Genomic DNA, 14,138 nt, shown 5'->3' with positions numbered 1-14,138 from the left:
ACACCGAACATGAACCAGCAAGCAGAACCGTTCCTGAGCACCCTCGACCCGCAAGCCGACGCCGCGCAGGTGCACGTCTCGCGCGCGCACGAATCCGCGCACCTGCACGTCAGCGGGCGTGCCACCTACACCGATGACATCCCGGTCGTCGCCGGCACGCTCCACGCGGCGCTCGGCCTGTCGGCGAAGCCGCACGCGCGGATCGTGTCGATGAACTTCGACGCGGTGCGCGCGACGCCGGGCGTGGTCGCCGTGTTCACGGCCGACGACATCCCGGGCGTCAACGATTGCGGCCCGATCATCCACGACGACCCGGTGCTCGCGAAGGGCATCGTGCAGTTCGTCGGCCAGCCGATGTTCATCGTCGTCGCGACGTCGCATGAAACCGCGCGGCTCGCCGCGCGCCGCGCACAGGTCGACTACGAGGAGCTGCCGGCGATCCTCACCGCGCAGGAAGCGCGCGCGGCCGAAACCTACGTGATCCCGCCGCTGAAGCTCGCGCGCGGCGACGCGGCTGCGCGGCTCGCCGTCGCGCCGCACCGCAAGTCGGGCGAAATGCTGCTCGGCGGCCAGGAGCAGTTCTACCTCGAAGGGCAGATTGCGTACGCGGTGCCGAAGGACGACGACGGGATGCACGTGTACTGCTCGACGCAGCACCCGAGCGAGATGCAGCACCTCGTCGCGCACGTGCTCGGCGTCGCGTCGCACAACGTGCTCGTCGAATGCCGTCGGATGGGCGGCGGGTTCGGCGGCAAGGAATCGCAGTCGGGCCTGTTCGCGTGCTGCGCGGCGCTTGCCGCATGGAAGCTGCTGTGCCCGGTGAAGCTGCGTCCGGACCGCGACGACGACATGATGATCACCGGCAAGCGGCACGATTTCCATTACCGTTTCGACGTCGGCTACGACGACGACGGCCGCATCGACGGCGTGGCGCTCGACATGACGTCGCGCTGCGGCTTCTCGGCCGACCTGTCGGGCCCGGTGATGACGCGCGCCGTGTGCCACTTCGACAACGCGTACTGGCTGGGCGACGTGAACATCGCTGGCTACTGCGGCAAGACCAACACGCAGTCGAACACCGCGTTCCGCGGGTTCGGCGGCCCGCAGGGCGCGTTCGCGATCGAGTACATCCTCGACGACGTCGCGCGTTCGCTCGATCGCGATCCGCTCGACGTCCGCTATGCGAACCTGTACGGCAAGACCGAACGCAACGTCACGCCGTACGGGCAGACGGTCGAGGACAACGTGCTGCAGGAACTGCTCGGCGAACTCGAAGCGACGAGCGACTACCGCGCGCGGCGCGCGGGCGTGCGCGCATTCAACGCGCGCAACACGGTGCTGAAGAAGGGCATCGCGATCACGCCGGTGAAGTTCGGCATTGCGTTCAACGTCACGCACTTCAACCAGGCCGGCGCGCTGGTGCACATCTACACCGACGGCTCGGTGCTCGTGAACCACGGTGGCACGGAGATGGGGCAGGGGCTCAACACGAAGGTCGCGCAGGTCGTCGCGCACGAGCTCGGCATTCGCTTCGGCCGGATCCGCGTGACGGCGACCGACACCAGCAAGGTCGCGAACACGTCCGCGACGGCTGCATCGACGGGCTCGGACCTGAACGGCAAGGCCGCGCAGGATGCGGCGCGCCAGTTGCGCGAGCGGCTCGCGGTGTTCGCGGCGAAGCAGTTCGGCGACGGCAAGGTCGATGCGGCCGACGTGAAGTTCGGCAACGACTTCGTGTGGGTTGGCGGCAACGGCGTGCCGTTCGGCGAAGTGATCGCGAAGGCGTACCTCGCGCGCGTGCAGCTGTGGTCCGACGGTTTCTACGCGACGCCGAAGCTGTACTGGGACCAGTCGAAGCTGCAGGGCCGGCCGTTCTACTACTACTCGTACGGCGCGGCCGTGTCGGAAGTCGTGATCGACACGCTGACGGGCGAGATGCGCACGCTGCGCGTCGATGCACTGCACGACGTGGGCGCGTCGCTGAACCCGGCGCTCGATATCGGCCAGGTCGAAGGCGCGTTCATCCAGGGGATGGGCTGGCTCACGACCGAGGAGCTGTGGTGGAACAAGGGCGGCAAGCTGATGACGCATGCGCCGTCCACGTACAAGATCCCGACGGTGAACGACACGCCGCCCGAATTCAACGTGCAGCTGTTCAAGAACCGCAACGTCGAGGACAGCATCCACCGTTCGAAGGCCGTCGGCGAGCCGCCGCTGCTGCTGCCGTTCTCGGTGTTCTTCGCGGTGCGCGATGCCGTGGCCGCGGTCGGCGACTACAAGGTGAACCCGCCGCTCGATGCGCCGGCTACCGGCGAGTCGATCCTGCGCGCGGTCAGCGCAGTGCGTGCGGCGAAGGCAGGCTGAGATGAAACGGCCCCCACGTTCTCTTCGTTCGCTGTCGACCGGAGTTGGTGCTTCAGCGCTTACTCCGGTCCCATGCACGGCTCCCCCCGAGGGGGCGGTCAGCCTCCTTGGGGCGGCCCGGCGGAGGCTGAGATGAAACGACCCCCACGCTCACTTCGTTCGCTGTCGACCGGAGTTGGCGCTTCAGCGCTTACTCCGGTCCCATGCACGGCTCCCCCCGAGGGGGCGGTCAGCCTCCTTGGGGCGGCCCGGCGGAGGCTGACATGAACGGCCCCGCACGCTCGCTCCGCACCGCGTCGACCCCGGCGTTCGCGCCGGGCACCGGCCAGCGCAACCGTGCGACCGGTACGCCGGCGCCGATGCACATCGTGCTGTTCGGCGCCGGGCACGTCGGTCATGCGCTCGTCACGCTGCTCGGCGCGCTGCCGTGCGTCGTGCAGTGGGTCGACACGCGCGACGAGCTGTTCCCGGACGAATGTCCGCCGAACGTGCAACCGGAGCCGACCGACACGCCGGAGGCCGTCGTCGACGCGGCGCCGCCCGGCGCGTACTTCCTCGTGATGACGCACAACCACGCGCTCGACTTCTCGCTCGCCGCGCAGATCATGCGGCGGCGCGACTACGCGTACTTCGGGATGATCGGCTCGCGCACCAAGCGCGTGAAGTTCGAGCGGCGGCTTGCCGCGCGCGGCGTCGATCCGGCGCGGCTCGTGGAGATGGTGTGCCCGATCGGCGTCGCGGGCATCGTCGACAAGGCGCCGGGCGCGATCGCGGTGGCCGTGTGCGCGGAGCTGCTGCAGGCGCGCTCGGGCATGCCGGTGGCCGACGCGAAGGCAGCCGCAGCGGGGCGGGCGCGCGACGACGTGTCCTGCGCGCGGTAGCGCCGCGCGGCCAGCGCAGGGCCGCGCGTTTTTGCATACACTGCACGACGACGCGCGGCATCGGGCCGCGCCTTACCGTGCACGTGCCATGTCCGATCATCAGGTTTATCTCGACACGCTCGAATCGAGCCTCGTCGCCATCGAGCGCTGGCTATCCGGCGTCGATACCGCGCCCGAGGCGCTCGACGCGATGCTCGCACCGTTTTCCGCCGATTTCACGATGATCCTGACCGACGGCCGCGAGGTCGACCACGACGGTACGCGCGCGCTGTTCGCCAAGCTTGCCGGCGCGAAGTCGGGGCTGCGCATCACGCTGTCGGAAACGCGCGTGCTCGCGGCCGACGCGTCGCATGCGACGCTCACCTATCTCGAAGCGCAGCACGCGGCTTCGGGCGAGCTGCCCGCGCGCCGCGCAACCGCCGTGTTCGAGCGCGACGCGGCGGGCGTCGTGCGCTGGACCCATCTGCAGGAAACCTTCTGCACGGCCTGAACTTGAGCGGCCGTGCCGCGTTTGGTGCCGCGTTTGGTGCCGCGGCTCAGCGCTTGCGGCTGCGGGGAACCGTCAGCTCGTCGGACACGCTCTGCATCAGCGCGCACAGCCACGCGATGTCGGTCGGGCGGTCGGGCTGCGGATGCGTGAGCAGGTAGCTCTTGATGCGCGGGAACGGCACGGGCGGCGTGACGACGACGAGCGGCAGCAGCTGCGCATAGTGCGTCGCGAAGCGGCGCGTCGTCGTGAAGATCAGGTCCGACTGCAGCAGCACCTGCGGGACGATCCCGAAATACGGCAGCGTCGTCACGATGCGCCGCGTGAGGCGCGCGCGAGCGAGGCCGATCTCGATCGCGTTGCGCTTGTCGCCGGTGTACGGCGTCGGCGCGACGTGCGCGGCCGACGCATACGCTTCACGCGTGAGCGGCACGCGTGCGAGCGGATGCGCATCGCGCATCAGGCACACGATCGTGTCGGAGAACAGGTCCTGGCGCGCGAACTGCGGGTCGGGCTTCGGCCAGTTGCCGATCACGAGATCGAGCGCGCCGGATTCGAGCGCCCCCGCGTGATCGAGCGCGGGATTCAGCGAATCGATTTCCAGATGGGCATGCGGCGCCGCGTCGCGAAAGCGCTCGATCAGCGTCGGCATGAAGAAATCGTTCAGGTAGTCGGGCGCGGCGACGCGGAACGTGCGCCGCGCGGACGACGGATCGAAGTCGCCGTGCGGCGTCGCGATGAAGTCGACCTCGCGCAGCGCGCGCTGCGCGGCCTCGAGCAGCGACGCGCCGTATTCGGTCGGCACCATGCCGGATTTGCCGCGCACGAGGATCGGGTCGTTCAGCGTCTCGCGCAGCTTGCGCAGCGCGGTGCTGATCGCGGGCTGGGTCTGGTTCAGCCGCAGCGCGGCCTGCGTGACGCTGCGCTCGAGCAGCAGCGTGCGCAACACGCGCACGAGCCAGATATCGAGCGAGGCGGTACGGTCGTCGTCTTCCATCGGTTGGGGTGATTCAGGTGAAGCCAAGGGTCTGTTTTCAAATGGAACGTGCATGCGTTGCCACGAGAACGGCCGCTCGCGAGGCGTGCGACGCCGCGAATACTGACGTATTCGCAAGGAGCACAACGTGGCGAGCGGCCGTTCTCGTGGCAACCCCAAATTAACTATTTATTCCACGGGAATGCCCGAAATCGCCCGCATGGCGGCGTCGCTCGTCGCTTGTTTGGCTCGGCCAAACGGCGCTCCTCACTTCTTGCCTGCGCCCCGCAAGGAAGTCCCCTTGGGGGACGAGCGATTTCGGGCATTCGCATGCACGTTCCATTTGAAAACAGACCCTTACCTTACCGCAGCCGCGCGTTGGCGTGCGTGATACCGGCCATCACGCACGGCCCTTCGGCAGCGCGCTGATCCGCTTGACCTCGCGCGATTCGAGCCAGTTCGGCGTGCGCGCGCAATACAGCACCATCGGCAGCGCGTCCTCGCCCCAGAACAGCTGCTGGTTCATCCAGAACGTCGGCACACCGAACACACCGAGCGCGATCGCGTCGGCGTTGTTGCGGGCCAGTTGCGCGGTGGTCTCCTCGAACTCGATCAGTTCATCGCCGTGGCCGACGCCGACCCGCTCGCACAGTGCCGCGAAGCCTTCCGGCGTCGACGGATCGTTGCCGTCGCGCCAGATGAATCGGAACATCTCCCGCACGGTCGCGATATCGGCGCGCAGCGCGATCGCGAGGCGCAGCAGCTTGTCCGATTCGAACGGGTGCGCGGGCGGCATCTTGAAGCGGATGCCGAGCTGCTCCGCGCGAAACAGCGCGTGACGGTACGTGAACACGCGCTTGGCCGGCACGTCGGCGCCGGAGCGCTGCCCCCAGTGACGCTGCAGGTCGATCAACGACACGGCGATGGGTTCGAACGGCACGTCGGGCCACTTGTCATGCTGTTCGAGCAGCAGGTAGGAGAACGGCGACACGAAGTCGAAGAACCAGGCGGGCTGGGTGGTATCGAGGCCGGTTGTCATGTCGATCTCCAGTGGGTGGGGCGTGCGGCGCCTGGCGGCGGCCTCCATGTTACGCGGCGGCGCGCGCATGCGGCAATGATCGCGGATCGTCCGCTCACGCGGAACCGGGAGTCGCCCGGGGGGGATCGCCAGCCTGCGGCGGCGCAGTGTCGGCACGTGCGTGCGGCTGTCCACCGGCACCGGGCGGGTTGGCCGCCGGGTCCTGGTCGTGCGCGGTGAGCCGTTCGCGCACGAAGCCGATGTGCTCGCGCAGCACGTAGAACTGCCCGGCATAGGCGAGCGGCATCTTCATCCGGTTCACCGCTTCCTCGATGTCGTCGAGCTCGTCGAGCAACTGCACGCGTTCCTCGGCCGTGTGTTCGCCGAGCGCGCTGCGCTCGAGCGAAATCAGCGCGCCGTACCAGCGGTAGATGCGCGAGCGCACGCGCCAGCCGTACAGCGACGGCACGAGCCGCAGCCCGGGGATCAGTACGACGATCAGCGGCACGGCCACGACGAGCAGCCGGTCGACGAGGCTCGCGACCCAGAACGGCAGCCGCCGGTACAGGAAGGTCTTGCCCGATTTGTAGTAGCGCGCGGCGTCGTCGGAGAGCGGGAAGCCGCGCGTGACGGGCGACGGGAATTCGCCCGCGTGCTGCAGGATCGTCGCGTGGCCGTGCACCTCGCGGGCGGCCTCGATCAGCAGGTCGGACAGCGCCGGGTGCAGCGAGTCGCGCGCGACGAGCTCGATCGTCGGCGCAACCGTGTGGATGTCGGCGGGCGGCAGGTTGCGGCCGAGATCGTAGACGCCCATCGGCAGCGTGATCGCGGTCAGGTACGGAAAGCGCCGCGCGTACGCCTCGGCCTGCGTGAACGAATACACGTGCACGCCCGGCGCGCGGAACAGCTTCGCCATCACCGGGATCTGCGTCGAGTCGCCGGACAGGAACGCCGCGTCGATCTTGCCGTCGAGCAGCGCGGTGGCCGCATCTTCGCCGGCGGTGGGCAGCAGCTCGGTCGAACCGCCCGGCACGATGCCGTTCATCTTCAGCAACGCGAGGCTCAACTCGCGCGCGCCGCTACCTTCCGCGCCGAGTGCGAGCCGCTTGCCGTTGAAGTCGGACAGGCGGGCGACGACCGGGCCACGATACATGATCGCGAGCGGCACGTAGCCGATGCTGCCGAGCGACACGAGGTGTTCGTCGCGCTCCTTCGGGCCGATGCCGCTCTGCACGAAGCCGACGTCGACCGGCGCGTTCGGGTTCGACAGCCTCGAGAGGTTCTGGGCCGACCCTTCGGACGACTGGACGTCGAGCGTGACGCCGTTCTTCGCGAGGATCGTCTTGTACTTCTGCGCGGCGTTCCAGTACGTGCTGCCGGGCGGCCCGGACGAGATCACGAGCGTGGACGGCGGTGCCGGCTGGATCAGCTTGACCGCGAGCCAGACGGCCGCGACGGCGAGCAGCACGGTGGGGCCGATCGACAGCGCGAGGTCGCGCCACGACACCGCGACGAAGCGGGCGAGGATGCGGCGAGGCGGGCGAGGGCGGGCTGGCTTCATGGGGGCGGCGGATGACGCTGGCGTGACGGATCGGTGACCGTCGTCGCGGACGATGGGGATTCTCGCGGCGATGGTACCCGGTTTCGCCGCATGTGCGCGAGTGGGGCGGCCTGGCGCGGCACCGCGGCGACAGTGGCGGGCGGCCCCGCGTCAAAAGCTTTGCGCTTCCGCGGGCGCTGGATTACATTGTGCGACGCAGCCGCGCCCGATTTGCGCGCGACCCGGCACGCAATCAGACCGGGCGCGTTCGGCCGGCGGCTGTCCGGCCCGGCCGGCCCGCTTTTCGCGTGCGCCGACCGCCAGCCCGTCTCGCCTCTCTCGTATCGCCGTGGAAAACACCGGCTGTCCCGCCCGTTCGCGCGTGGGCCGGCTGTTTTTGGGGGTATCCGGCCGTACTGTGCACGGCCGTTCCGGAGTGATAAGGAGATAGCATGAAGTCGATCGTGTTGAGAGCGTTGGGCGTCGCCGCCGTGGCGGCCTGTCTGTCGGGCAGCGTGTATGCGCAGTCGAGCGATGCGGCGGCAACGGAAGCGCCCGCGGCCGCGACCAGCGCGCCGAAGGCCGCCGCGAAGACCGCGAAGAAGGCGAACCGCAAGCTCGGCTACGCGGTGCGCAAGGCGATTTCGAAGGAAGCCGGCGTGAACGTGTCGAACCTCGTCGTGCGTTCGAAGGGTGGCGCGGTCACGCTGGAAGGCACGATGCCGGCCCAGGATCAGATCGACAAGGCCGAAGCTGCAGCCAAGGGCGTGAAGGGCGTGACGTCGGTCGCGAACAAGCTGACGGTTCAGCAGCAGTGATGCCGGGCCGCGGCGCGCGAGCGCCGCGTGCGCCCGTGTTCAGGCGGGCCCCGGCATGCCGGGGCCCGTTTGCGCTTGAGAGGCCGCGAGCCGCATGAAGCGGCGGCGGACCGATAACGATATCGAGAGGGCGGCGATGACGAGACTCGGGTGGGGCAGGCGGATGGTTTTCGGCGCGGCGCTGGCCGCGGTTGCGATACTCGGCGCCTGTAACGGCGACGAGTCGGCCGAGCGCAACCGGTTGCCCGGTTTCGTGTCCGGCAGCGTACGCACGACGGCCTATGACGGCGCGAGCGACGACCTGCTGACGGCCGGCCTCGGCAAGACCGGCCTCGGCTCGGCGAGCGCCCCCGCTTTCGCGAATGCCGCCCGGCCGACGAGCGCCGAGCTGCGCCGCCTCGCGATCTGGTCGAACTACCGCGCGCTCGTCGACATGAGCGCGAACGGTGGCTACGGCCGCTTCTGGGGGCCGAACGTCGACCTCGACGGCAACGACACGCTCGGCGAAGGCAAGATCCCCGGCACCGAATATCTCGCGTATTCCGACGACGGCAGCGGCAGCAAGAACGTCACGCTGCTGGTGCAGGTGCCCGCGAGCTTCAATCCCGCGCAGCCGTGCATCGTCACGGCGACGTCGTCGGGTTCGCGCGGCGTGTACGGCGCGATTTCCGCGGCCGGCGAATGGGCGCTCAAGCGCGGCTGCGCGGTGGCCTACAACGACAAGGGCGGCGGCAACGGCGCGCACGAGCTGATGTCGGATACCGTCACGCTGATCGACGGTACGCTCGCCAACGCGGTGCTGGCCGGCACCGCGAGCCTGTTCACCGCGAACGTCACCAGCGGCGATCTCGCCACGTTCAATTCCCGCTTCCCGAACCGCTACGCGTTCAAGCACGCGCATTCGCAGCAGAACCCCGAGCAGGACTGGGGGCGCGTGACGCTGCAGTCGGTCGAGTTCGCGTACTGGGCGCTCAACGAGCAGTTCGGACCGCTGATCGACGGCTCGCATCACGGCGTACGCTATCGCGCGGGCGACATCACGACGATCGCCGCGTCGGTCAGCAATGGCGGCGGTGCGTCGCTCGCGGCGGCCGAGCAGGATAGCCGCGGCTGGATCACCGCGGTCGTGGTCGGCGAACCGCAGATCAACGTGCGGATGGCGCCGAATGCGGTCGTGCGCTCCGGCGGCCAGACCGTGCCGTCGTTCGGCCGGCCGCTGGCCGATTACGCGACGCTCGCGAACCTGCTGGAGCCGTGCGCGGCCGCGTCGGCGTCGCTCGCCGGCGCGCCGTACCTGAGCGCGCTGCCGGCGGCGACCACGCAGTCGATCCGCACCCAGCGCTGCGCGACGCTCGCCGCGGCCGGGCTCGTGTCGGGCGCCGATACGCAAAGCCAGGCTGCCGACGCGCTCGCGCAGCTCCACGCGGCCGGCTACCTCGCCGATTCCGACCTGCTGCAAGCACCGATGTGGGATTCGCAGGCGATGCCGGCGATCGCGGTCACGTATGCGAACGCGTACACGCGCTCGCGCGTCACCGACAACCTGTGCAATTTCAGCTTCGCGACGACGAACCCGGCGACGGGCGCTGTCGCCGCGCCCGCCACGTCGCCGATGCCGGCCGTGTTCGGCGTCGGCAACGGCGTGCCGCCCACGGCCGGCATCGACCTCGTGTTCAACACGGGCGCGGGCGTCGACCACCGGCTCGCGACGCCCGATGCGAGCTTCGCGGGCGCGTTGTGCCTGCGCCAGCTGTGGACCAACGGGATGCTCGGGATGCCCGCGAACGTCGACGCGGTGCGCGTGAACGCGAACCTGCAGGGCAAGCCGGCAATCATCGTGCAGGGCCGCAGCGATGCGCTCGTGCCCGTGAACCACGCATCGCGCGCGTATGTCGCGCAGAACGGCATCAGCGAAGGCGGGCGCAGCCAGCTCGTGTTCTACGAGGTGACGAACGGCCAGCATTTCGACGCGTTCCTGCCGGTGCCGGGCTTCGACACGCGCTTCGTGCCGGTTCACTACTACAACCTGCAGGCGCTGAACCTGATGTGGAAGCACCTGAAGAACGGCGCGCCGCTGCCGCCGTCGCAGGTGATCCGCACGGTGCCGCGCGGCGGCACGCCGGGCGCCGCGCCCGCGCTGACGAGCGCGAACCTGCCGCCGATCTCGGCGGCGCCGGGTGCGAACGCGATCACGGTCGGCGCCGGCGCGATCGACGTGCCGCTCTGACGGCGTCCGCCGCGCCGCCCTCACCAAGCCGGACAGTCGTCCGGCTTTTTCTTTTGGGTGGTCTGGAATCGGTCCCGCACTGCCTTTTATCGGAATGGCGAGTGCCGTAACAAATTATTACTTTACGGTGGTAAATCGGGGCCCTAATATGCGCCGGTATTTTCACTTAATTTAATAAATTCTAGATACGAGGCATTCCTTTCCATTTAGTTAATCGATCCTTTCGATTTTATTAAATCGGCTCGAGTCGCGATTGATCGCAGATTTGCGATTAATCGGCAGCTCGCCGAGGGGGATTGTTCGTCTGTTCGAAGCGAGATGCCCTTGTTGGGCGGGCCTTGTGGGGCATGTTTTTGCCGTCGATTTTGTGCAAGTGCAAATTCGTTGAGTGAATTCGTATTGCTGCGGATTATTGAATTGTCGTTTGCAGTGGAATGGATTTCATTGTGCAGTCGCAAAAAAATATGGGTGGGGTAAATCGTGCCGATCGGTATTTGCCGATCCGGTAAAAAACTCGGAGTGCGTCGCATAACGAATGCATTCCTGGTGCGGAGCGCCGGCGCAAATGATCCTTTGCGACCGGCGGTATTTATCGTTCTGTTCGAGAGGCAATAATGACGACACGGAAGTCCTTGAAAGACGGTTTCGCGCTATTCGGAACGACACTGAGCGTGCCGCTCGCCGCAGCGCTGCTCGTCACGGGGTGCGGCGGCGACGACGGGTCGAGCCCGGCCGCGGCCGCCAACGCGGCCGCGACGACGTCCAACGGCAGCACGTCGGCCAGCACCAACGCAACGAATGCCACGCCGGCCGACCAGCCGTACGTCGACAACGACGTGTACGGCACCGGGCCGAACGACGCGGTCACGGATTCCACGGAAGGGGCGGCCGTCGTGCACCGCACGGTCACGGTCGGCGGCAAGACCATCAACTACACGGCCACCACCGGCCACCTGACGACGATCGACCCGACCACGTCGGCGCCGAACGCGAAGATGTTCTACGTCGCGTACACGCAGGACAATCCCGATCCGTCGAAGCCGCGCCCGGTCACGTTCTTCTACAACGGCGGCCCCGGCTCGTCGTCGGTCTACCTGCTGCTCGGCTCGTACGGGCCGAAGCGCCTGCAGTCGTCGTTCCCGAACTTCACGCCGCCCGCGCCGTACAAGCTGCTCGACAACCCGGACAGCCTGCTCGACCGTACCGACCTCGTGTTCATCAACCCGGTCGGCACCGGTTACTCGGCGGCGATCGCCCCGGCCAAGAACAAGGACTTCTGGGGTACCGACCAGGATGCCCGCTCGATCGACCGCTTCATCCAGCGCTACCTGACCAAGTACTCGCGCTGGAACTCGCCGAAGTTCCTGTACGGCGAGTCGTACGGCACCGCGCGCAGCGCGGTCGTGTCGTGGGTGCTGCATGAGGACGGCATCGACCTGAACGGCATCACGCTGCAGTCGTCGATCCTCGACTACGCGAACGCGCTGTCCGCGCCGGGCACGTTCCCGACGCTCGCGGCCGACGCGTTCTACTGGAAGAAGACGACGCTCAACCCGACGCCGACCGATCTCGACGCGTACATGATCCAGGCCCGCAACTACGCGGACAACACGCTCGCGCCGCTCGCGCAGAAGCCGAACCCGCAGGACGGCGGCTTCGTGAACGTGCGCCTGAACCTGAACCTGCAGACCGCGCAGCAGATGGGCTCGTACATCGGCACGGATCCGACGTCGCTGATCCAGACGTTCGGCAACCCGGCCGCGCTCGGCAACGTGCCGTCGTCGGACGACAACCCGCCGTACACGTTCTTCCTGACGCTCGTGCCGGGCACGCAGATCGGCCAGTACGACGGTCGCGCGAACTTCACGGGCAAGGGCATCGCGCCGTACATCCTGCCGAACTCGGGCAGCAACGATCCGTCGATCACGAACGTCGGCGGCGCGTACACGGTGCTGTGGAACAGCTACATCAACACCGACCTCAAGTACACGTCGACGTCGTCGTTCGTGGACCTGAACGACCAGGTCTTCAACAACTGGGACTTCAGCCACATCGACCCGACCGGCGCGAACAAGGGCGGCGGCAATACGCTGTACACGGCCGGCGACCTGGCGTCGACGATGAGCGTGAACCCGGACCTGAAGGTGCTGTCGGCCAACGGCTATTTCGACGCCGTCACGCCGTTCCACCAGACGGAGCTGACGCTCGCGCAGATGCCGCTCGATCCGACGCTCAAGGCGCAGAACCTGACGATCAAGAACTACCCGTCGGGCCACATGATCTACCTGAACGACGCGTCGCGGACCGCGCTGAAGGGCGATCTGGCCAACTTCTACGATGGCATCCTGGCCAACCGCACCGCGCTGCAGCGCGTGCTGAAGCTGCAGATGCGCACGCAGCAGCTCAAGCAGCAGAAGCTGCAGCAGCAGGGGCAGTAAGCGCAGCGGGCGGCGTGCACCGCCCGCTGCAATGCGATGCGATGCGTGTCGCCCGGTTCGCCGCCGGGCCGTGCGCGGATCGCATCGCCCTGGATGGACGACAGCCCGATCGGCGCAGGCCGGTCGGGCTGTTTTTTTGTGAAGCGGGAGACGGGCCGGCGCATCGTGCGCCGGCGGGGGGTGACTGCGGGGGAGGGGCGGCCGCGCCGCTTACGCGAGCACCAGCCGTACGCCGACCGCGACGAGCGTCGCGGCGAGCAGGTTGCGCAGCAGCCGCTCGGGCGCGCGCGCCGACAGCAGGCTGCCGAGCACGATGCCGGGCAGCGAGCCGAGCAGCAGCGACAGCAGCATCGACCAGTCGACCGAGCCGAGCAGCCAGTGACCCATGCCCGCGACGAGCGTGAGCGGCACCGCGTGCGCGATGTCGGAGCCGACGATGCGGGTCGTCGCGAGCGCCGGATACAGCAGCAGGAGCACGGTCACGCCGATCGCGCCGGCGCCGACCGACGTCATCGACACGAGCACGCCGAGCACGGCGCCCGTCAGCACGGTCGACCACAGCGTGCGCGCGGGGCTCGGCGCGAGCGGGTTGCGCGCGGCGAGCGCGGTGAGCTGCGGCCGGAAGATCAGCGCGAGCGACGTGAGCAGCAGCGCGACGCCGAGCACGAGCTGGATCATCCGCGCGGTGCCCGGCGCGTTCATCCCGTGCGTATGCAGCCACCACAGCGTGACGGCCGCGGCCGGGACGCTGCCCGCCGCGAGCCGGCCCGTGATGCGCCAGTCGATCGACCCCTTCAGGCCGTGGACGAGCGTGCCGGTGGCCTTGGTCGCGGCCGCGTACAGCAGGTCGGTACCGACCGCCGTCGCGGGGTGGACGCCGAACAGCAGCACGAGGATCGGCGTCATCAACGAACCACCGCCAACGCCCGTCAGGCCGACGAGGATGCCGACGAACAGGCCGGACAACGAGTACAGCAGATCGATATGGGGAAGCGACATCGGAAGCAGACGGTTATGCGGCGTTCGGCGGCGGCGCGTGGATCAAAGTCCGCCATTGTCGCAAAAGTGGCGCGTGGATGTACGACTGCGTTAAAAATCGGTGGGGAAAGCCCGTGGGGCGGGCATCCGGAGCGGGGGTGAAACAGGCGTTTGAACAGCGGCGGGGCGTGGTGGCCGGCGCGATCGCGCCGATCGGCCCGAAAGGCCTGGAGAAGCGGGGGGCGGGCGCCCGAGTCCGGCACCGGTAAAAAAGGGCGCGACGGTGCGCGCCCGGGTTCGAAGGCGGCGGCCGACGCCGCCGGCCACCGGTCAGTGCATCGCGGGGCCGACGCCTTCGACGGCACCCTGCTGCCGGATGCGCAGCGCGAGGCCGATCAGCGCGGCGGCGGC

At 68.4% G+C, this 14,138-nt stretch carries 10 protein-coding genes and 1 pseudogene; 7 read left to right on the top strand and 4 right to left on the bottom strand.

Features of this window, described 5'->3' with window-relative positions:
• Window positions 1-9: 9 nt before the first annotated feature.
• From xdhB to G3N61_RS14160, 3 genes are all read left to right on the top strand, one after another.
• Window positions 10-2,364 carry a xanthine dehydrogenase molybdopterin binding subunit gene (gene xdhB, locus G3N61_RS14170; protein ID WP_205822781.1) on the top strand — a complete coding sequence of 785 codons (2,355 nt, stop codon included), beginning with the start codon at window positions 10-12 and terminating at the stop codon, window positions 2,362-2,364.
• A gap of 263 nt (window positions 2,365-2,627) precedes the next feature.
• Window positions 2,628-3,245: a xanthine dehydrogenase accessory protein XdhC gene (gene xdhC / locus G3N61_RS14165; protein WP_043189353.1), complete on the top strand. Its 618-nt coding sequence runs from the start codon at window positions 2,628-2,630 to the stop codon at window positions 3,243-3,245.
• A gap of 88 nt (window positions 3,246-3,333) precedes the next feature.
• Window positions 3,334-3,735 carry a nuclear transport factor 2 family protein gene (locus tag G3N61_RS14160; RefSeq protein ID WP_205822780.1) on the top strand — a complete coding sequence of 134 codons (402 nt, stop codon included), beginning with the start codon at window positions 3,334-3,336 and terminating at the stop codon, window positions 3,733-3,735.
• Between the two features lie 46 nt (window positions 3,736-3,781).
• Here G3N61_RS14160 and G3N61_RS14155 read toward each other — a convergent pair whose 3' ends face one another.
• The 3 genes from G3N61_RS14155 to G3N61_RS14145 all read right to left on the bottom strand — a co-directional run bounded on the left by G3N61_RS14155 (window position 3,782) and on the right by G3N61_RS14145 (window position 7,287).
• On the bottom strand, window positions 3,782-4,729 hold the full coding sequence (locus G3N61_RS14155; protein ID WP_043189348.1) for a LysR family transcriptional regulator: 948 nt from the start codon (window positions 4,727-4,729) through the stop codon (window positions 3,782-3,784).
• 379 nt (window positions 4,730-5,108) lie between these two features.
• Complete coding sequence (locus G3N61_RS14150) at window positions 5,109-5,747, bottom strand: DsbA family protein (protein ID WP_205822778.1); 639 nt, start codon at window positions 5,745-5,747, stop codon at window positions 5,109-5,111.
• Window positions 5,748-5,841: 94 nt separating this feature from the next.
• Window positions 5,842-7,287, bottom strand: coding sequence for a TAXI family TRAP transporter solute-binding subunit (locus G3N61_RS14145; RefSeq protein ID WP_205822777.1), 1,446 nt, complete (start codon window positions 7,285-7,287; stop codon window positions 5,842-5,844).
• A gap of 431 nt (window positions 7,288-7,718) precedes the next feature.
• Here G3N61_RS14145 and G3N61_RS14140 point away from each other — a divergent pair, with 431 nt between their 5' ends.
• The 3 genes from G3N61_RS14140 (at window position 7,719) to G3N61_RS14130 (ending at window position 12,749) form a co-directional block, all read left to right on the top strand.
• Entirely contained in the window at window positions 7,719-8,084 is a 366-nt protein-coding gene (locus G3N61_RS14140) for a BON domain-containing protein (protein WP_043189339.1), read from the top strand.
• A gap of 136 nt (window positions 8,085-8,220) precedes the next feature.
• Complete coding sequence (locus G3N61_RS14135; RefSeq protein ID WP_205822776.1) at window positions 8,221-10,311, top strand: D-(-)-3-hydroxybutyrate oligomer hydrolase; 2,091 nt, start codon at window positions 8,221-8,223, stop codon at window positions 10,309-10,311.
• Between the two features lie 614 nt (window positions 10,312-10,925).
• Window positions 10,926-12,749, top strand: coding sequence for a peptidase S1 (locus G3N61_RS14130; protein ID WP_205822775.1), 1,824 nt, complete (start codon window positions 10,926-10,928; stop codon window positions 12,747-12,749).
• A 210-nt stretch (window positions 12,750-12,959) separates the two neighbouring features.
• Here the strand turns inward: G3N61_RS14130 and G3N61_RS14125 are convergent, their stop codons facing one another.
• Window positions 12,960-13,748 carry a sulfite exporter TauE/SafE family protein gene (locus tag G3N61_RS14125; protein ID WP_043189331.1) on the bottom strand — a complete coding sequence of 263 codons (789 nt, stop codon included), beginning with the start codon at window positions 13,746-13,748 and terminating at the stop codon, window positions 12,960-12,962.
• 150 nt (window positions 13,749-13,898) lie between these two features.
• Between G3N61_RS14125 and G3N61_RS14120 the strand changes: the two are divergent.
• Window positions 13,899-14,138: pseudogene (locus G3N61_RS14120) on the top strand (hypothetical protein); the annotation flags it as partial.

Origin of the sequence: Burkholderia sp. Ac-20349, from assembly GCF_017104865.1 — a bacterium.
Classification (GTDB): domain Bacteria; phylum Pseudomonadota; class Gammaproteobacteria; order Burkholderiales; family Burkholderiaceae; genus Burkholderia; species Burkholderia aenigmatica.
Note: the sequence above shows the minus strand (reverse complement) of the source record. Positions and strands in the feature narration are given on the sequence as shown.